Raw genomic sequence first — 19,521 nt, forward strand, 5'->3', positions numbered from 1 at the left:
TTATTGGTCCTCCTCTGCGGTCCGGTAGCGCTCTGGCCACAGGTCGCTTGGCTCGCAATCCAATTGCCTGGCGATCTCGTTCTCGACCAATGCGCTTTTGGTCCGTCCTTGACAGGTTGCTGTGACGTGGGACTTCGACTTCTTCAGTGTACGGCTGATCATTCCAAGAGAGACGCCGCGCTCATGTAAGCGCTCAATGATCTGCTTATGGCGGTCTATATTTAGTACCAGCAAGGTCAAATACTCCCCAAGAAATGCCGTTCAGCTACACACCTGAATTCTTGATTGCATGGAGATGATTCGTTGCGCAAGAACTTTCTGTATTGGGTTCCCAGTTCAACAAAGACAGCATAAGTTAATAATAAAAACAATAATTTACGCTATGTCTGGCATGGCCAAAGTAGCGTATCTTTTTCCTGGCGGAATACTCGCTACCAACCCATTGAATCTCTTCGGATTGTTCATCGCATGATCAGCCCGGACGCGAACCAATAAAGGATGTAGCACTATATGCAGTAGCTGACCTTCATCACCTGTCATCGAGTTACTGCGAACCGTCAGAACTTCAGTTAGCGATTCTCGACATTCTAGAATTAGCCCAGAAGGGATGTAGATCAGATAGGTATCGAATGGAGCGTAGCTTTCGCGGAGCAGGAGTTGACTGTTCTTCCGTAGAGGACAAGAGCTGATAGTGCGGATCGCGCTTGGTCGAGACTGATACGTTTGTGCCAAAGGCAAAAAAAAACCTGATCTCGAACCAGAGATTGGCTCCTGGAACACAAGCCAAGCTATAAAAACAACTCTTTGGTCTGCTGTCGAGACAGTTCTACACCGATTGATGCTGCTAGCTTGGTGTTTAAATCTACGTACGCCGGGAGCAGTATCTGCCTACGATATGACGGTTCGAGCTCTTGGGGAAGTCTCTGGGAAATCCACTCTCGGCGTTTGTCTTCTTCCATAAAATACCTCTGCCAATCTTCCGGCAGCGAAGTATGTTCTTGAGCATATCTACGCGGATCACCCCTAAGGCGTGGAGAAGTGTTTCGGCCAGACTTGGTTTGAAAGCAAGCGTCGATGAACTCTTGATAGGCCGTCATTACTTCGGACCCCCAAATTGGAAGAGCTTCGATCATTGCCTGGTCTACTCTGCGTTTGGCCTGTAACACCTGGTCTGGGCCAATAGATCGCCAATTACCGACTAAATAGCAGGACAAAAAGATCTGATTTACATCGCTCTTGATGTCTTCAAAGAGCTTTGCACGAAGATCAGCAACTCTCTCCTGACTCTTATTTGCGAGCTCTATGACCTTAAGGCTTTTATTAAATCTGCTCGATAAAAGAAGAACCAAGATAGTGATGAGACTCGAAACAAGCAACGAAACTATAGACATTGCAATTGACCAAAACCAGTATTGTTCCTGATGCAAGGCGTCCACTATTCCACTCCAATCTCATCCCAATCAAATATCTGGATAGGTGTCTTTCTCATCAACCCACGACGAACGCCGATCTTACGTACTAAGCCCTGTACGTCGTTCTTCCATCCTTTAGGGCAGATGATATGATCAATGATAGAGTAGATATTAAGAGAACTTGAGCTCGCCACGACATCTAAGCCCCAATGCATCCAGAAATTTGAAAAATCAATTGGAGACTTACAGCCTTTATTTCTATGATCAGCAACCTTGCAGACGTGAGATCGAGCCTTTTCGGAGTACTTCTTGTTATAGAAGCCGCGGACGCTATACGGATCACGCTGTAGGTCTAGACAGCTTATGATAGTTCGATCCGATATTGAGCGTACTAAACGCCACTCCTGCTGATCATAATAGTGAAATGGCACAGAGCGCGACGACGCGCTTATACTCTGAAAGAGGGATTGGATGATCTCCATTTTTCCCGCAAGGTCATACATGGACTCACGATAAAGGTCCGTAACGTCAATAATGAATTTCGCATTTTCCGGAGATAGAGATAGGGCGTATTGGACTAGTGAATCATCGCCTTTCTTTACTGGGTTTTTTATCTGAAAAATTTCAGATGTTAGTGCGTCTAAGGACGAAATCTCCTGCCTTACATTTTTGGGCTGCGCTTCTCGTGATTTTGACTCAACTATTGCAAGTATACGTAGAATGTCTGTTACTTGTGTGAACTGTGCATTCACTGCACTAATCGTGCCCAGGAGGTCGTGCTCGGCATCATCCTTTCTTTGATCATACCCAAGATCAATATCGTCGTGAGAGTAGAGGCACGGATGCATCCCTAGCATCTTTGCTAGATGAGTTGGAACGGCGACAGCAATATCCCCAAAGAGATCGCGATGCGATTGACGAAGAACGGGGTAATCTGAAGTTAAACCTCGTGCATCCGAAAGCGTAAATGAGCAACGGCATTGCTCATAAAACTGCACCACGTCTTCCTCGGCCGTACCCGACAAGTGAACTCTTAGCATTTTGTCTTCAGGCCGAAGTAAGAAACCAAACTCGAGTACTCCCTGAAGAACCAGCGTACACAGCTCTTTGTACCAATCGTCGCCTGTTCTATCGGCGCAACCAATCTCCGTTTCTTCATCCCTAGATAACCTGCTAAAGCAGTGGTACATGAACCTCATGGTTCAATCATAGTTGTCAACATGAACGTTCACAGCGTCAACAAGTGGTCCATATTGCTGAGAGGACCAAGTCCGAAAGATTGCAGCGACGGCGAATGCTCTCAGTGCTCGGACGCTAATTTGTTCACTATCACTGTCAACTAGGCTAATCGGAAACGATTCACAGACAGCAAAGATATGCGGCAGTTGGCCCTCGGTTCTGCGCCAGCGGTAGCGCTGCGGCTGCCCTTCCACAACATAAAACTGCTGTTCTGAAGGACTAACTCCGATGACATACCGCTCATCAAAGTCGATGTTTACCCAACTCTGTCGATATTCGGAGGAGGCGCTGGATCTGGGGTCAACGGTTGTGATTCCGTACTCAACATTGAGTTCGGCTGCCCGTCTCAAGGAGCATGTCGACTGATCGAAAGACCCCCAATTGAAGTCTATTAGTCGCATCATCTCAATAAGTTCGGTGCTGTTCAAAGATGTATGGATAAAATTGTTCCCGCAACCGAATTGGAGTTCTCGCCCAACATCGATAAGGCCATCTGCAGTCAAGATTTTCTGAATCCTTCTTGAATCCGCCGTCTTGTCTACACGGGTGCAAGAGAAGGCACGCCACGTGCCTTGGGCCACCCAGTGCGCTATGCGCACCGCGTTCTCTAAGCTTACGCCAAGAGACCAACAATTTTCTTCGATTTGGATACATGCCACGCCATTTCTATCTGAAATCGAAGCTTTGCTGAAATCCAAGGTGATTTGTGCCGAGTTTTCAGCATCCACAAACTCGCGTACGAGTCCCTGAATTCCAATACCAAGTGTAGAATCGACCGCATCAACACTTTGGAAGAACTCCTCATTGGAAATGCGTTGCTCGGGAGAGACAGCGCTCCGCGCCAGTCGTGTGAGAGCTGATGCACTTGTAGCAACAAGAATAAGTGCCAGAATTGGAAGAATGGCTTTGGCCAAGAAGTTCATTCTCATTGGACCTCCAATAATAATTTCGGGTATGCCGAGCCCATACAGGTACGCGCTCCCTTCACCACATCAATGATGTTTATACGTATCAGAAAATCGAAGGCCGAGCCACTATCAGTGCTTTGTTTAGGCAAAAGAGATAACACGCCTCACGACTTCCTTTGCTCTCGTTCCGAATTGCAGGCTTCCGCCTCACAAATCTGCCACGTGGTGAACGCGGGAGAGGGCGAGGCAACCTCATTCGGTGGCAGTGGTGCAGCCCGCAGCGCGTGGGTTCGGTGCCGTCGAATGGGTTCATGCCACGACACAGAGAGACAGAGCCGGTCTCGATCATCATCCGCTCCATCAGCTCAAGAAGAATCCGTGAAACGGATACTGCAAGTGCAGCATGGCTTTAGGACCTGCGCCGCCAGTGCAGTTTTCTAACAGTCTCAGTCAATAAATTGCCTTAGAAGGCCGCCCAATTAGCCTGATTCAGCATGAATTAGATTTGAACAGCAGACCTATTTTGTGTGCCTCGGGAGCTCGCAAAACCGTACATCCATCTGATGCTCGGAAAGCCTTGAGTTCAACTGTATTGCGTTGTTAGGGTTGAGTAACGATATCTACACAAACTGTACGAACAGTCCTTTTTGATACTGAGATTTTTACTGAGAATTAACAATGAAAAATTTGGTGTTTTTTGCTGATGGCACATGGAACAGTAACGACAACCCTGCGCGTTTGACGAACGTCAATTTACTATGGAAGTTGTGCAAATCAGCTAATGTGCCTGAAGCCGACCAGATGATCGAATATCAAACCGGCGTTGGAACGACAGGCGGATTCGTCTCTCGATTGACCGGTGGGGCATTTGGCAAGGGCCTCGATGCGAACATTGTCGACGCCTATATTTGGCTGGCGAAGAACTACCGCCCAACTGATCGCATTATGCTCTTCGGCTTTAGCCGAGGCGCGTACACAATTCGGAGCCTTGTCGGAATGATCAATGCTGCGGGTTTGCTTGATCTATCCTCGGGCGATCTTACGAAATACGAGCGACGGGAATGGTCTGAAGTTGCTTTCTCGCGTTACAGGGACAGGGGCATTGATCAATCGAAAATTGCCAACGTCCCTACCCATCCGACGCCCGATATCCAGTTTATGGGTTGTTGGGACACTGTGGGTGCCCTCGGTATTCCAGATGAGGTGCACGTCATCCGGAAGTGGTTCAAACCCGAGAAACACCAGTTCAACAATACGACACTGTCAGACAATGTGCGGGTTGCACGGCATGCATTGTCCATCGATGAAATGCGCCGATCTTATGCACCGACCTTGTGGGACGAGACCCACGGCAACGCAGATAGGGACATGAAACAGGTTTGGTTCCCAGGGGTGCATGCCAATGTTGGCGGTGGGTACCCTATTCGTGATCTGTCTGATGTTACTTTGGAATGGATGATAAGTGAAGCCAAGGCCGCCGGTCTGCTACTTAGTCCGTCTTACAAAGACACCTTGAGCCCTCGCCCTGTAGGACAACTCGAAAACTCCCGCAAAGGGTTTTTCGGAAGGCTCAAGTCGCGTCCGAGGGCGGTCCCAAATCTTCTACGTGCTGCAACAAATGAAAGAATCAGTGATGCAGCTCGTATTCGGCACATGTCCAATCAGGGTTACTGGACCACTACACATTTGGCCACGGGCGAAAGCATCCTGTTGGAGGTGACATCCAAACAGCAGTGGGTTCATACCAACCTATTTATCGAAGACGGCGAAACCTACCGGTTCACAGCCGATGGTCAGTGGTTTGATGCAAAGGTGGCTCATGGGCCCAGCGGCACTCCTCAAGACAAACGTCAAACAGGACATAAGGTTGGTGATTGGTGGTCCAAGCTGGAGCAAAAATGGGCGAGCAATCCACCTGAGCCAAGCACGTATTCACCCGCTCGTAGATTTGAGAACGCAAACTGGTTTTCGTTGATCGGTGTTATTGCAAACGGTTTTGGCGTCGATGGAGTTAAAAAGGAAATCAACGAACACGAAGCATTCCTGATAGGGGATGAGAGAACTAAGCAGATTGAATCCGGCGGCTATCTATATTGCTACGCCAACGATGCATGGAGGTTTTACTTCAACAACAATGGCAGCGTGACCCTTCGAGTAGAACGTTTGTCCTAAGTGTTTTGGGGGGAGATTTAACATGGCTATCTTCAGTAGAAAGACTTGGCGCGCACGCGAAATGAACCTCCCGACCATGACAGGAGCGGCCCGCAGCAGGCGCCCCGGAAAATTGATTAAATTGCGCCATGGCTATACACACTATCAATTAGATGAAGACACAGACCTACCCATACTGATATGCGCCCATGGTTGGTCGACATCAAGCTATGTTTGGGACCAGCTGAAGCCGTTGCTACGCGAACGAGGCTACCGTCTTCTGACTTACGATCTCTATGGCCGCGGGTTCTCGGACCGCCCTGATACGTTGCAAACACCGGGATTTTTCACTCAGCAATTGACCGAGCTATTGTCGCGACTGAACCTGAGCAATCAGCGATTGAATATCTTGGGATACTCGATGGGTGGTGCTATCGCGGCGCACTTTGTCAGCCAAAACGTCGATGCAGTAGACAGGATGCTTTTGGTGGCACCTGCAGGAATGATCGTTCGTTTCCCAATCACACGGCGTGTCGCGCACAGTTTTCCTAAGGTCTTTGACCCTCACCTGCTAGCGGTCTTGCCTAAAGTGTTGCCGAGCCAATTCGACAACGAAGCTCAGGGATTTGCACATCTCCCAGAAGTGGCACGCGTTGTTCAAAGCCAAAAGCGTGAACTCGTGTATCGTGGTTACATCCCATCACTTGTGTCTTCCCTAAATGGCGTTTTGGCCTCGAATATGAAAGCGGAGCATCGCAAGATCGTCCGCTCGGAATTGCGAATAAGGGCGGTGTTTGGAGCCGACGATTCTACCATTCCATCGCCTTGGGCTAAACGGCTGTTTGATCATTGGTATCCGACCGGCACCAGCGTGGAAATCAGGGGCGCTGGACATGGGCTGACCTATACGCACTTTCACGAAGTCATGAACGAACTGGATGAAGTGCTGCTGCAATGAACTAAAAATAGTTCCATTGTGAGGTAAGCTATCTCCATCTGAAGACAATTTAGCGCCCCTTCCAAATTGCGATCTTGAGCAGCCCAAAGCTTCCCTTTGGATTCTACAGCACGCCGCAGCGTGGCTTCCCCAGATCAGTCATTCGTGCTTGCCGCAGATAGTTGCGCGGTACAATGTATTCCATGTGATTTGAGGCGCCTCCTCTAGGCGCAAGTGGATTAAAAGCAATGACTATTAAGTACAAGAAAGATGGGTCGGGATGGCATCGGTGGGATCTCCATCTTCACGGGCCGGGCACCAAACTGGCAAATGGCTACGGCGATACCAGTGAGGAGAATCTCCGCGCCTATCTCGACGTTCTAGAAAAGTCGGACGTTCAGGTATTTGGGATCACAGACTATTTCTCCTTTGACTCTTACTTGGCCGTTTCACAGGCGTATGAGCGCTTTTACCCAGACGGCACAAGGATCTTTATCCCGAATTGTGAGTTCCGGCTCACGGAAACCGTGAGTTCGGACGGCCGCAATGTTCACACCCATGTCCTGATCGACCCGGCGCTTGCTTCCGAAACGAAGCTGCGCACCTTGCTCAGCGATCTGCATACGCACAAAACTCGGGAAGGTCTGCGCCTTCGCTGCAGCGAGCTCACCTCGCGCGAAGAATACGAACAGGCCACAATTAGCCTGTCCGATCTTCAAACGGCTCTCCAGAAGGTGTTCCCCGACGAGACGGCCTATATGATCGTCACGGCGGCCGGCAATGATGGTCTGCGCGGCGTTGACACGAAATCTGCCCGCAGCAAATCGATCTCGGATGAGCTAGACAAGGCCAGTCACGCTTTCTTCGGGTCAGACAAGAGCACGGGCTACTTCCTTAGTACGAATCGCTACGAGGACGGCCGCCCTTCCGAGAAGAAGCCCGTTTATTCAGGCTCGGACGCTCATGCGATGGCCGATCTTGTCAGGCTCTCCGGCGACGAGACAGGATACCCGCCGACCTGGATCAAGGCCGATTTGACGTTTAGAGGACTCCGGCAAACGCTTTTTGAACCAAAGGGTCGCGTGCATATCGGTGAGCGTCCCAGCGTTTTGGAACGGCTCAATCAGGATGCAACCCGTTTTGTCGCGGGGCTGCACATTGATCAGATTGCGGGATATGCAGGAGCCAACGGCTCTTGGTTCAGGAATGTTGCGATACCCTTCAACCCTGAGCTAACTGCTATTATTGGCAACAAGGGGAGCGGCAAGAGCGCTATCGCCGACATTCTTGGGCTCCTCGCGGAGTCGCGCCAACAAGAGCATTTCTCGTTTCTGACCGACGAAGCCCGCAACCGAAAATTCCGCCAAAAAGGCTACGCCGAAAATTTTACGGCAACTCTGAAATGGGCGAGCGGAACCGAGCGCACGAAAAAGCTCGATGAAGATGTTGATGCGCTCCGGCCAGAAGCCGTCAAGTACCTTCCCCAGAACTATTTCGAAAGCCTAACGAACGAGATCGAGGTCAAAGCGTTTCGCAAGGAGATAGAAGAGGTTGTTTTCTCGCATGTGGAGGAATCCGACCGCATGGGGAAATCAACGTTTTCAGAACTCGAAGACCTGAAGACGGCCCAGAGCAAGAGCGACATTAGCGCCCTAAAGGTGCGTCTGCGCGAGCTAAACATTGAAATCATTGAACTTGAGCAGAAAGCAGATCCCTCGACCAGCGCCCGGTTGAAAGAGCAGCTGAATCAACGGCGCGAAGAGTACCACGTCCTTGAGAAATCGAAACCAGCGGCTGTCGAAAAGCCGGAGGAAGAAACGCCCAAACAACGTGCCGTATCCGAGGAGATAGAACGAACGCGAGCCCTTCAAGCGACCGTCACGGAACGCGGCAAGCAGGAAGTCGACCGACTATCGGCCATCAAGACTGACCTAACTTCGCTCGGATCGCTCAAGGAGTCCATCAACGCTCTCGACGCTCACGTGAAGCAAGGCAAAGAAGAGCTTAGGCCCAGCTGTACACGCTTTGGTCTGGATATTGACCTCATCGTTTCCCACAAGATCAGCACAGCAAGCATCGATGCCAAGGCTACCGAACTTGCCGCCGAAGTGAAGGCGTTGGAGGCCGAACACGCCGGCGAGTTTACCGAGGGCACGGACTTTGCTGCGGTCACCAGCGTTCCCTCTTTACGCAAAGCCCACCAGTATCTCGCCGATAGACTGAAGGACTTGCAGGAAACTCTTTCCGCGCCGCAGCGCCGCTATCAGCGCTACCTCCAGACCATTTCGGAAATCACGAAAAAGATGGAAGAAGTCATGGGGGAAGATGAGAGCCCCAAGCCTGGCACCGTCAAAGACTTGGAGGCCCGTATTCGCTACATCGAGGAAGACCTGCAGGCGCAACTTGATACCCGTTATTCCGACCGCGACGATCTCGCGCGTTTGATTTTCAGCGCCAAGGAAAAGGTGCGCTTTTTCTACGAAGGCCTGAAATCCAGCGTCGAGGAGAAGCTGGCAACCGTTAGTTCGGAGGCATTTGATGTATCGATCAACGCGTCATTTGTTCCGTCGCAAGATTTTCCTGGGCGTTTTCTGGAACTCGTGACCCAGACGGCACGCGGGCCGTTTCGCGGTGCCGTAGAGGGGCGCAGCGATCTGGAAAAGCGCATGACAGACGTGAACTGGAATGATGTTGAAACCATCCTGAGCTTTGCCAAGACCATCATTGCCGACATCAAAGCGGAAGATATCTCGAAACAGATCAAGGATATTAAGCGTCTCTACGATCTGCTTTTCTCTCTGGAATACTTCGAGCCGCGCTATGAGCTTCGATTGGGCGGAAAAAACTTGAACCAGCTTTCCCCAGGCGAAAAAGGTCTATTGCTGTTGGTGTTCTACCTGCATCTCGACAAAGAAAAAACACCGCTGATCATCGACCAGCCGGAAGACAACCTCGACAATGATAGCATCTTTACTGTGCTCGCGCGTTGCATTCGCGAGGCAAAGAAATCTCGACAGGTGGTATTGGTCACTCACAACCCAAACCTTGCAGTCGGGGCCGATGCCGAGCAAATTCTTTACGTGACGCTCGACAAGGCCAACAACTACAAATTCACCTATGAAAGTGGTTCGATTGAAAACCCGCGTATCAACGATGCCATCGTCAGAATTCTGGAAGGCTCCAGACCCGCGTTTGTTCAGCGACGACTGAAATACCAGATAAAATAGAGTGTCCGCATAAATGCGTTGATTTGATGCTTCCACGAAAGTCCGCGTTGTAACCGTGCTGCAGAGGCAACGCGGCATCGCCGCACATAGAGCACCAAGACCGCCCTAGTTGATGACACGCGTCAAGATTTGCGAGATATTGGCCAAGCCGATTAGGGAGTTCAAGAATGCGAGATGTAAGGAAGACTATGAACCACGTGATAGGGCCCGCTTCTGTGGTCCTTTTCATGGGGTCATCGATACCCGCAGCTTCGGATCACTATACAAGCGGGTGCAATTTTGACAGAAGGACCAATATTTCGATTGTCTTTGATGATGTTAACGAAGAAGGGCATTCATGTCTAAACGTCGAATTGAATGAAACGAACGAGGAAACGGGCGAGTTTAAGCTCAAAGATGGCGTGACCTTGGTCTGTCAAAAGCTCGAATTTGATGGATGGTTCAATGCGAACGATAGGAGGTTTGAGCTCCACATCGAAAACGGTCACTGGGATGACGATTCACTGGTACTAACCGTCGAACAATGCATCGTCACGAGATAGCTTCAGGTGATAAAGAACAAGTCGAGTACGATTGCTAGCATAACCGTTATTGGGCAGAGCAAAGATAGGATTGCTGACGTCCAGAGAACCCAAGTTTTCTGAGAAGAAATTTTGTGTCCCGTTTGTTCAAGACGAATTTTAGCCGCCTTTGCAGCTTCAGAGGTCACTTGGTCGCCATCGCTCATGAGATCAGCTTCTATGTCGGTAAGCAATGCTACGTTTTGGTGCAGAGTCAGGAACAGGATTTGTTGATGGGCATCTTTTGCTACCAAGTCGGACCTGACATTGACCCAATGGAATAGACTAACAGCAGATATTGCTATGAAAACAAATAGCGCCAATAGGACATCACCTCCTTCGGAAATGGAGATTTTTGCGCCAAAGACTTGAACTTGCGACACATCAAAAACGTAAAACGCAACTGCCAAAAACGTCGCTAGGAGCATCATGTTCCTACTTTTTTCGACGTCTTCTCCTAGAAGCTCACCAACATTCATCTGTTTGATGTCATTCAAAGCGTTGCTTTGAATTTCATGGACTCCCTGGGGGCCAATTCGTCCTTTTCTATCTATGTCTTGCGACAATTTCTGCGCCTCCCGAGAATTCTCCAAAGCAGAATCGGCTTCTTGAGAAATTCTAGCCTCAATTAAGAAGCATTGTTAGCAGTGTTGCGATTGGTTATCCGCACGAGCAAAAGGGTAGGCAAGGACACTACATCCGCTTTCGCAAAGAGGTTAAACTGAAAATTTTTCGAGTTGTGGATCTCCCAATCGACGTAGGGAACCGCGCTGTTACACAGGAGCAAACTGAAGAGTTTTGGACGTTTCAACAACTTGCGGTGAATTATATCGCCACAAAGCATTTGGAACTTGCAATGTCCACTTCGTAGTCGGTTCTCGTTGACAGTGCGATTACAACGAGTGACCGTTTTCTTGAAAAGTGTCCCGAAACAGGAAGATGCTGCAACATCGCCTATGAAGGTCCGCTTTCACGTTCCTCGCAGGTTCATGTTGCATTGCAGCGAATTCACACTTCCCGCACCTCACGTTGGCTCTACGTCATTCCAGTGTAAGTTCTCAGGCAACTCCAAGGCTCTAGCAGCAACATCATCGAATTGCACAGGCGCAAAATCCCAAACATCGACGCCGAGATTCACAGAATTTCTCGAACCAAACCAGTTGTTGTGAACGTGACCGAACATTTGAATAGCGCTACGTCGGGCGTGGTTCCATGTAATCATTGGATAGTGGCAAAGCGTGTTGGACTGCTTGAGCGGGCCGTCACGGAGCTCAACAAGTGGAGACACAGTATCCCACGGCAGCATTAAAGTCGGTTCGCGATCGTGATTCCCAACGATCAAGTGCTTTCGAGCGCCCGGCAGCTGATCGAATATCCCTTTAAGGTAGGCAGCATCCTTTGACCTTGGGCCGAAAGCGAAGTCACCAATGATCCAGAGATCATCGTCCTCGTGAACCCTTTCGCACATGTTCGCGATCAAGGCGGCATCCATCTCCTCCACGGAGGAAAAGGGGCGATCACAGAACTTCATAACGTTCTCATGACCGAAATGCGTATCGGCAGTGTACCAGTGCGCCATAGCTGCTATCCGAGTTTCCCTGATTTTTTCGTAGGATAGCCGGTCATGACCACGCCGCAACATCGGCGATGTCCGTTCACAACGCTATCTTCAGCGATAGTGGCCAAAGCGCCCAATCTGCACACTTATGCGTAAATCCGCACTCTTATGAGTAAATGACATCATTTGGTGCAGTGGTGAGCCGTGCAGGGTTCGAACCTGCGACCCACTGATTAAAAGTCAGTTGCTCTACCAACTGAGCTAACGGCCCACTAGGCGGCCTATCTAGAAAGGGTCGGCCAAAGGGTCAAGCCGATTCTTGGATGTTTTTCTGCGACATACTGGATTCCGTGAAAGCCCGGCTTTATATGCGCGGCATGGCGGATATGGCGACCACTCACTGGCCCTTCATGAAAATGCACGGGGCGGGCAACGACTTTGTCGTAATTGACGGTCGCGATACACCTGTTGACCTGACAGAATCGCTGGTGCGCGCACTGGCAGACAGGCATCGGGGCGTCGGGTTCGATCAGCTTGCGCTGATCACTGAAGGATCTGACCTGACGATCACCTTTTACAACGCGGATGGCTCACAGTCAGCGGCCTGTGGCAACGCAACCCGGTGCATCGCCGCGCGCGAGCTTGCACAGCGCGCTGCAGATCACCTGGAAGTCCATGTGACCGGGCGCGGCATGCTCAGTGCGGTGCGCAATACTGATGGCAGCACAGCGGTCAATATGGGCCATCCACAACTCGGCTGGCAAGACATTCCCTTGTCAAGGGACGTGGACACGCTATCGCTTCCCATTGACGGCGACCCGGTTGGCACCGGCATGGGCAACCCGCATTGCACCTTCTTCGTCGATGAGATGTCGACACTCGACCTCGCCACCATCGGCCCCAAGATCGAACATCACCCACTCTTTCCAGAACGCACCAATGTGCAGTTTGCGCAGATTGTCGGACCTGACCATATCCGCATGCGCGTCTGGGAACGCGGGACCGGAATTACCTTGGCGTCGGGGTCATCCTCCTGCGCAACGGCAGTGGCGGCTGCCCGGCGCGGCCTGACAGGGCGCAAGGTTCAGATCGACCTCGATGGCGGCACCCTGCACATCGACTGGCGCGACGACGGCGTCTGGATGTCCGGTCCGACGGCCCATGTGTTTGACGGCACTCTGACCGCAGAGTTCCTGCAAAGCCTATGAGCGCGCCTGTCTTCTCCAATCACGGCTGCCGCCTGAACGCTTACGAGACCAAGGCGATGGAAGAACTCGCCGCTCAAGCGGGTGTTGAGAACGCCGTTGTGGTCAACACCTGCGCCGTCACGGCCGAGGCCGTGCGCAAGGCGCGGCAGGACATCCGCAAACTGCGGCGCATCCACCCGGATGCCAAGCTGATCGTCACGGGCTGCGCCGCTCAGACGGAACCCGACACCTTCGCCAACATGGACGAGGTCGATGCCGTCATCGGCAACACCGAAAAGATGCAGGCGCAAACCTGGGCCGGGCTCGCAGGCGACTTCGGCACCGAACCGGTGCAGGTCGACGACATCATGTCGGTCACTGAAACTGCCGGACACCTGATTGACGGGTTTGGCACCCGCAGCCGGGCCTATGTGCAGGTCCAGAACGGCTGCGACCACCGCTGCACCTTCTGCATCATCCCCTACGGGCGCGGCAATTCCCGCTCGGTGCCTGCCGGCGTCGTGGTGGACCAGATCAAACGGCTGGTAGACCGGGGTTTCAACGAAGTGGTCCTGACGGGCGTCGATCTGACTTCATGGGGCGCTGACCTGCCCGGTGAGCCGCAACTTGGCGACCTGGTGATGCGCATCCTCAAACTTGTACCCGACCTGCCACGCCTGCGCATCAGCTCCATCGACTCGATCGAGGTGGACGAGGCGTTGATGCAGGCCATCGCGACAGAACCGCGCCTGATGCCTCACCTGCATCTGTCGCTACAGCATGGCGATGACCTGATCCTCAAACGGATGAAACGCCGCCACCTGCGCGACGACGCCATCCGCTTTGCGCAGGAGGCACGCAAGCTGCGACCGGACATGACCTTTGGCGCGGACATCATCGCGGGCTTCCCGACCGAGACCGAAGCGATGTTCGAAAACTCACTCAAGCTGGTGGAAGACTGCGACCTCACATGGCTGCACGTCTTCCCCTACTCGCCTCGCCCCGGCACACCCGCCGCGCGGATGCCACAAGTGAACGGCAAAGCGATCAAGGAACGGGCAGCGCGCCTTCGCTCCGCGGGGAGCGCACAGGTGACCAAACACCTTGCGGCGCAACAGGGCAAAACCTATCATGTCCTGATGGAAAACCCACACATGGGCCGAACCGAACAATTCACTGAAGTGCAGTTCGACACGCCGCAAACCGAGGGTCAAATCGTCACTGCGCGTATTTCCGGCACGCGGGGCAATCAGCTGGTGGCCTAGGCCTTGCGGCCAACAAACAGGCTCAGCAACGTCACCGCCGCCGGGATCGCCTGAGCATACAGGGTCAGCGGCAAAGTCAGCGCGCCATACAAACCGGCGGCCAGAACACACAGCATAAAGTAAATCGCGATATTCCGCTGCCATTGAACCGAGGGCACAAACAGCGCCCAGATCAATCCACCCGCCAGAAACAGGTTGTATAGCCCCTGGTTGGCCGCCAGATCCTTCGTGGGTGCGAACAACTCCGGCGCGAGGAAGGTAAACACCTCTGGTCCGCGCGTTTCCCACGCATACATCTCAACAAAGCAGAAATACACATGTGCAAGCGCCACCAGCGCGACGAGGATTTTTGAAATCGTGGACATGTATCCTCCAGCGGACATGAATAGTTGAAACCTGCGAGGACTTCTTGGTCGTTATCAAGGAAATTCTGCACAAAGAAAAAAGCCCCACCAAAAGGCGGGGCTCTAACTACTTAGTAAAAGAGGAATTACTTCTTCTTGTAGCGTGCCTTGACCGGCGCCCACAGACGCTTGTTGGTCAGGTACAGCATGACCGACAGGATGGTCAGGAAGATCACGCCGACAAAGCCCGCCTGCTTGCGGGCCATCATCTTGGGTTCCGCCGTCCACATCAGGAAGGCCGCAACGTCCTCGGACAGGTGATGCAGGTCAGTTGCATGGCCGTCGTTGAACTCAACGTCATCCCCATACAGCGGCGGCGCCATGGCGATCCAGCCACCAGGGAACGCCGTGTTCTCATACAGAACGGCACCCGCCTCTTCCTTTTCCTCACCCGTGTAGCCGTTCAGCAGGGCTACGATGTATTCGGCACCGCCAATACCCTTGAACAGCTGGTTGATGCCCAGACCGTAAGGACCATGGAAACCGGCACGTGCCTTGGCCATCAGGCTCAGGTCAGGTGCATTTTCAAGGGCCGAACCGGGGAAGTTGTCCGAAGGACGTGCGGCACGGAAATCATCGATCTCCGCGTCGAACACTTCGTAGAACTCGGCATAGGCGCGCACCTGATCTTCGGGCAGGCCGGGGCCGCCATCGTCGCTCAACGTCCGGATCGGCACGTATTGCAGGCCGTGGCACGATGCGCAGATCTCGGTGTAGATCTGCAAACCGCGCTGCAGCTGGTTCTGGTCGAACGATCCGAAAGGTCCGTCAAAGGAAAAGTCGACATCCTCAACATGACCGGCACCGCCAGCGGCGAAGGCTCCGGTGGTCAGCGCGAACGCTGCCACCATGCTTGCTGCAAGTTTCTTCAACATCTGCAGTCTCTCCTTATTCCGCGGGCTGAGCCGAGGGGGACGCCGAACCGGCCTCACCCTTGCTCGCCTTGGCGGCAAAGTCTTCTTCGATGGTCGCAGGCTGCGCATCCGGCTTCTCGATCACGCCGAGCAGAGGCAGGATTACGAGGAAATATGCGAACCAGTAGGTCGACCCGATCAGGGCGATGTAGGGATAGATCCCCTCGGCAGGCATAGCACCCACCCACATCAGAACAAAGAAGTTCACGACAAACAGCCAGAACCACCATTTGAACATCGGACGATAGCGACCGGAGCGTACCGAAGACGTGTCGAGCCAAGGCACCAGCGCCATCACAACGATGGCACCGAACATCGCCAGAACCCCAAAGAACTTGGCGTCGATGATGCCGCCCGTCAGGGTCGATGCGATGATCACCACCCAGACGTCGCCGTCAAAGGCACGCAGGATCGCGTAGAACGGCAGGAAGTACCATTCCGGAACGATGTGCGCCGGCGTCGCAAGTGGGTTCGCCTCGATGTAGTTATCGGGGTGGCCCAGGTAGTTTGGCATGAAGCCTACGATGGCAAAGAACACCACCAGGATGACCGCCAGCGCGAACAGGTCCTTGATCACGAAGTAGGGCCAGAAGGGCAGCGTGTCTTTCTCGGCTTCTTCCTTCGACGTCCGGCGCACTTCAACACCGGTCGGGTTGTTGTTGCCTGTGGTGTGGAAGGCCCAGATGTGCACGATCACCAGACCGGCGATCACGAAGGGCAGCAGATAGTGCAGCGAGAAGAAGCGGTTCAGCGTGGCATTGTCCACGGCAGGCCCGCCCAACAGCCACGTTTGCAGTGCATCACCGATGAACGGGATCGCACCAAACAGGCCGGTGATCACGGTCGCACCCCAGAAGGACATCTGCCCCCAAGGCAGCACGTAGCCCATGAACGCTGTCCCCATCATCAGCAGGTAGATGAGCATACCGATGATCCACGTGATCTCGCGCGGGGCCTTGTAGGACCCGTAGTAGAGACCGCGGAAGATGTGGGCATAGACCGCGACAAAGAACAGCGACGCGCCGTTCATGTGCAGATAGCGCAGCATCGCGCCACCGTTCACGTTGCGCATGATATGCTCAACACTGGCAAAGGCCAGATCGACATGCGGCGTGTAGTGCATCACCAGAACGATGCCGGTGATGATCTGCAGCGCCAGACAGAAGGTCAGAACGATGCCCCAGATCCACATCCAGTTCAGGTTCTTGGGTGTCGGGATCATCAGCGTGTCATAAAGCAGGCCAACAATCGGCAACCGCTTGGCAAGACCCTTTTCCCAGGCCGCCTTCGGTTCATAATGGTCGTGAGGAATTCCAGCCATCAGGTCTCTCCCTTAACCCAGTAGGATCGTGGTTTCGTCCACGAATTCTGCAACAGGAACCGGCAGGTTGGTCGGGGCGGGCCCTTTGCGGATCCGACCAGACGTATCGTAGTGCGAGCCGTGGCAGGGGCAGAACCAGCCGCCAAAGTCCCCTGCTCCATCGCCCAAGGGCACACAACCCAGGTGGGTGCAAACACCCATCATCACCAGCCACTCGCCCGCTTCATCCATCGCGCGGTTACTGTCCGAGGCGTCAACTTCGCCCAGGTTGTCGTTGCGTGCGATGTCGTCGGGCAGGTCCGCCAGATCAACGTCGCGGGCCGCCTGAATTTCTTCTTCCGTGCGACGGCGAATGAAGACGGGCTTGCCCAGCCATTTCACTGTCAGCTGCGTGCCCGGCTCGATGGCGCTGACATCAACGCGGATCGACGACAGGGCCAGAACGTCCGCCGACGGGTTCATCTGGTTGACCAACGGCCAGATCGCTGCACCCGCGGTCACGGCACCAGCACCGGCCGTGGCATAGTACAGAAAATCGCGCCGGGTGCCTTCGTGGTCTTCTTCTACGTGGGACACGGGGGACTTCTCCAGTTTCCAGCGACCCCGAAGGGCCAAATCAAATGACGACACAGGCCACGCGCACGCGCAGCCACTTTGTCGCGCTATCTAGCTGGGTCACCCGCCCACGTCCAGCGCGCAATCTGACACACGTGGTCGCAGGTGGGTTGAATTAACCCATTGATAAGATTCGAGACCGCACGGTCCGTTAACCACGCCTTTGGCGCATGGACGGTGTACGGGGGGTGCACAGGGGGTGTACGGATGTCACCGCCCTCATTCGCCTTGATTTGCTGGCGTTAACCCCGATTCGGGCACGTTTGGTGCAAAACACCCACCGAACGTTGCGCAAAATCAGGCTGCGGGGGCCGTCGCCTCCATCGACGGTCGGGCGGCAAATGCCTCATACCAGCCCGCCAATGCATCCCGGCCCTTGCGCCAGTCCCGATCGCCATGGCGGAAATCCAGATAGCCCAGCGCACAGCCCACACCGATATGGCCAATGTCCATTTTTCCGGCCAGATGCCCCATCCAGCGGGCGTTCAAAGCGTCCAACGCGCCTTCAACCTTGCCCCACTGCGCTTCGACCCACTTTGACGATTGCTCTGCCTCGTCCCGGAACCGCTTTTCGTAAACCATCAACACGGCCGCTTCCATCATCGCATCCGCCGTGGCCTCCAGCACCAGCGTCTCCCACCCTTTTTCGGGATAAAGACCCGCCTTGGCCCGATCGTCCAGATACCGGCAGATGACCTTGCTGTCATAGAGCGTCGGCCCCTCATCCCGTACCAAGGCCGGGATCTTGCCCACAGGGTTGGCCGCCTTCAGCGTCGCATCAGCGCCACCGGGCGCCGCCGTCACCTGCACGGTTTCAACATCGTCCGCCTGCCCTGTTTCATGCAGCAAAACCAGAACCTTACGCACAAAGGGGCTGGGCCCCGCCATCAACAGCTTCATCGCGATTCTCCGTGTGAGTTCGGGCGCAGCCTAGGCCCCGCGCATCAGGGCAGCAAGGATGCGCGTCTCTTGCCCGATTCCATAGGCGTCCACGTAGTCAGAGGCGCGCAACCTCACCTCATCCGGCTTGTTCTGGTTCAGCTTCCAGGTGCCATCGACCGCCTCAATCGTCATGCGACACGGCACGATCTGGCGCATCATCTTGTCCAGCACCTCGGGCGTCATTTTGTCGGTCTTCCACGGGATCTTGGGCAGCAGTTGATCCTCGAAATGCTTCGATTGCCGGTCCAGCATGTCGCGCATCTGCTCTTGCGGCAGCCGCTCAAGCGTGCCAGTCAGATGGACGGCGATGTAGTTCCACGTGGGCACCTGATCATCCACGCCATACCAGTCGGGTGAGATGTATCCGTCCGCCCCGCTCACAGCGATCTTGGCCTTCATCGGTGCCTTCAAAGCCCGCGCAATCGGATTCGACCGTACAAGGTGCAGATCAACCTGCGCGCCCCGTTCATCAATCAGAAAGGGGATGTGCGACATCATCGGCCCATCTTCTCCGTTCACGGCCAACACGCCAAAGGCACGTTCGCGCACAAAGGCGATGTTCCGGTCTTCAGCCTCGGTATGAAAGATCGGGTTCGGGTGCATGAGTCTGGTCCGTGATACGTCGCGTTCCTCTTGCCTTGGGTGACTTCACTTGGCAACCTGACGCTGTTCTCAGGGCGGGGTGAAATTCCCCACCGGTGGTATGCGGGCCCAATCCGCGAGCCCACGAGCGCCAAGATTATTCGTACGAATAATCTTGGGTCCAGCAGATCAGGTGAGACGCCTGAGCCGACGGTTACAGTCCGGATGAAAGAGAACGTGCATCGTCAGCGCCCAAACGGGTGCATATGGCGCTGTGCGCAATCGCCTTGGGTGACGTG

At 53.7% G+C, this 19,521-nt stretch carries 17 protein-coding genes, 1 tRNA gene and 1 riboswitch; of the genes, 5 read left to right on the forward strand and 13 right to left on the reverse strand.

Annotation, left to right across the window (positions count from 1 at the left end; all coding sequences use genetic code 11):
• The 4 genes from IE087_RS01280 to IE087_RS01295 form a co-directional block, all read right to left on the reverse strand.
• The gene (locus tag IE087_RS01280; RefSeq protein ID WP_189367117.1) at nt 1-240 is read right to left on the reverse strand and encodes a helix-turn-helix domain-containing protein; all 240 of its coding nucleotides are present in this window, start codon (nt 238-240) and stop codon (nt 1-3) included.
• Between the two features lie 548 nt (nt 241-788).
• On the reverse strand, nt 789-1,391 hold the full coding sequence (locus IE087_RS01285; protein ID WP_189367118.1) for a hypothetical protein: 603 nt from the start codon (nt 1,389-1,391) through the stop codon (nt 789-791).
• Between the two features lie 44 nt (nt 1,392-1,435).
• Nucleotides 1,436-2,611, reverse strand: coding sequence for a hypothetical protein (locus IE087_RS01290; RefSeq protein ID WP_189367119.1), 1,176 nt, complete (start codon nt 2,609-2,611; stop codon nt 1,436-1,438).
• 3 nt (nt 2,612-2,614) lie between these two features.
• Complete coding sequence (locus IE087_RS01295) at nt 2,615-3,574, reverse strand: hypothetical protein (protein WP_189367120.1); 960 nt, start codon at nt 3,572-3,574, stop codon at nt 2,615-2,617.
• A gap of 663 nt (nt 3,575-4,237) precedes the next feature.
• Here IE087_RS01295 and IE087_RS01300 point away from each other — a divergent pair.
• The 3 genes from IE087_RS01300 (at nt 4,238) to IE087_RS01310 (ending at nt 9,874) form a co-directional block, all read left to right on the forward strand.
• Nucleotides 4,238-5,731: a T6SS phospholipase effector Tle1-like catalytic domain-containing protein gene (locus IE087_RS01300; RefSeq protein ID WP_189367121.1), complete on the forward strand. Its 1,494-nt coding sequence runs from the start codon at nt 4,238-4,240 to the stop codon at nt 5,729-5,731.
• Between the two features lie 22 nt (nt 5,732-5,753).
• Nucleotides 5,754-6,668, forward strand: a complete 915-nt coding sequence (locus IE087_RS01305) for an alpha/beta fold hydrolase (protein WP_189367122.1) — start codon at nt 5,754-5,756, stop codon at nt 6,666-6,668.
• A gap of 227 nt (nt 6,669-6,895) precedes the next feature.
• Nucleotides 6,896-9,874: a TrlF family AAA-like ATPase gene (locus IE087_RS01310; RefSeq protein ID WP_189367123.1), complete on the forward strand. Its 2,979-nt coding sequence runs from the start codon at nt 6,896-6,898 to the stop codon at nt 9,872-9,874.
• Nucleotides 9,875-10,418: 544 nt separating this feature from the next.
• Here the strand turns inward: IE087_RS01310 and IE087_RS01315 are convergent.
• The 3 genes from IE087_RS01315 to IE087_RS01325 all read right to left on the reverse strand — a co-directional run bounded on the left by IE087_RS01315 (nt 10,419) and on the right by IE087_RS01325 (nt 12,263).
• On the reverse strand, nt 10,419-11,000 hold the full coding sequence (locus IE087_RS01315) for a hypothetical protein (RefSeq protein WP_189367124.1): 582 nt from the start codon (nt 10,998-11,000) through the stop codon (nt 10,419-10,421).
• Between the two features lie 458 nt (nt 11,001-11,458).
• On the reverse strand, nt 11,459-12,013 hold the full coding sequence (locus tag IE087_RS01320; protein ID WP_189367125.1) for a metallophosphoesterase: 555 nt from the start codon (nt 12,011-12,013) through the stop codon (nt 11,459-11,461).
• A 174-nt stretch (nt 12,014-12,187) separates the two neighbouring features.
• Nucleotides 12,188-12,263: transfer RNA gene (locus IE087_RS01325), tRNA-Lys, on the reverse strand.
• 97 nt (nt 12,264-12,360) lie between these two features.
• Between IE087_RS01325 and dapF the strand changes: the two genes are divergently transcribed.
• A complete protein-coding gene (dapF, locus tag IE087_RS01330) occupies nt 12,361-13,200 on the forward strand; it encodes a diaminopimelate epimerase (RefSeq protein ID WP_189368296.1) in 840 nt (279 codons plus the stop codon).
• A complete protein-coding gene (gene mtaB, locus IE087_RS01335) occupies nt 13,197-14,444 on the forward strand; it encodes a tRNA (N(6)-L-threonylcarbamoyladenosine(37)-C(2))-methylthiotransferase MtaB (protein WP_189367126.1) in 1,248 nt (415 codons plus the stop codon). Before dapF ends, mtaB begins: the two co-directional genes overlap by 4 nt.
• On the opposite strand, the gene IE087_RS01340 is transcribed toward mtaB, so the two are convergent.
• The 6 genes from IE087_RS01340 to IE087_RS01365 form a co-directional block, all read right to left on the reverse strand.
• Nucleotides 14,441-14,809, reverse strand: coding sequence for a DUF1304 domain-containing protein (locus IE087_RS01340; RefSeq protein ID WP_189367127.1), 369 nt, complete (start codon nt 14,807-14,809; stop codon nt 14,441-14,443). The genes mtaB and IE087_RS01340 overlap by 4 nt on opposite strands.
• 125 nt (nt 14,810-14,934) lie before the next feature.
• Nucleotides 14,935-15,723, reverse strand: coding sequence for a cytochrome c1 (locus IE087_RS01345; RefSeq protein WP_189367128.1), 789 nt, complete (start codon nt 15,721-15,723; stop codon nt 14,935-14,937).
• Between the two features lie 13 nt (nt 15,724-15,736).
• Nucleotides 15,737-17,083, reverse strand: coding sequence for a cytochrome b (gene petB, locus IE087_RS01350; protein WP_189367129.1), 1,347 nt, complete (start codon nt 17,081-17,083; stop codon nt 15,737-15,739).
• Between the two features lie 12 nt (nt 17,084-17,095).
• The gene (gene petA, locus IE087_RS01355; RefSeq protein WP_189367130.1) at nt 17,096-17,659 is read right to left on the reverse strand and encodes a ubiquinol-cytochrome c reductase iron-sulfur subunit; all 564 of its coding nucleotides are present in this window, start codon (nt 17,657-17,659) and stop codon (nt 17,096-17,098) included.
• Nucleotides 17,660-17,995: 336 nt separating this feature from the next.
• Nucleotides 17,996-18,598, reverse strand: a complete 603-nt coding sequence (locus IE087_RS01360; protein WP_189367131.1) for a glutathione S-transferase — start codon at nt 18,596-18,598, stop codon at nt 17,996-17,998.
• Between the two features lie 30 nt (nt 18,599-18,628).
• Nucleotides 18,629-19,243, reverse strand: coding sequence for an FMN-binding negative transcriptional regulator (locus IE087_RS01365; protein WP_189367132.1), 615 nt, complete (start codon nt 19,241-19,243; stop codon nt 18,629-18,631).
• A gap of 61 nt (nt 19,244-19,304) precedes the next feature.
• Nucleotides 19,305-19,463, forward strand: a riboswitch (FMN riboswitch).
• Nucleotides 19,464-19,521: the final 58 nt, after the last annotated feature.

Origin of the sequence: Tateyamaria omphalii (assembly GCF_014651375.1) — a bacterium.
Classification (GTDB): domain Bacteria; phylum Pseudomonadota; class Alphaproteobacteria; order Rhodobacterales; family Rhodobacteraceae; genus Tateyamaria; species Tateyamaria omphalii.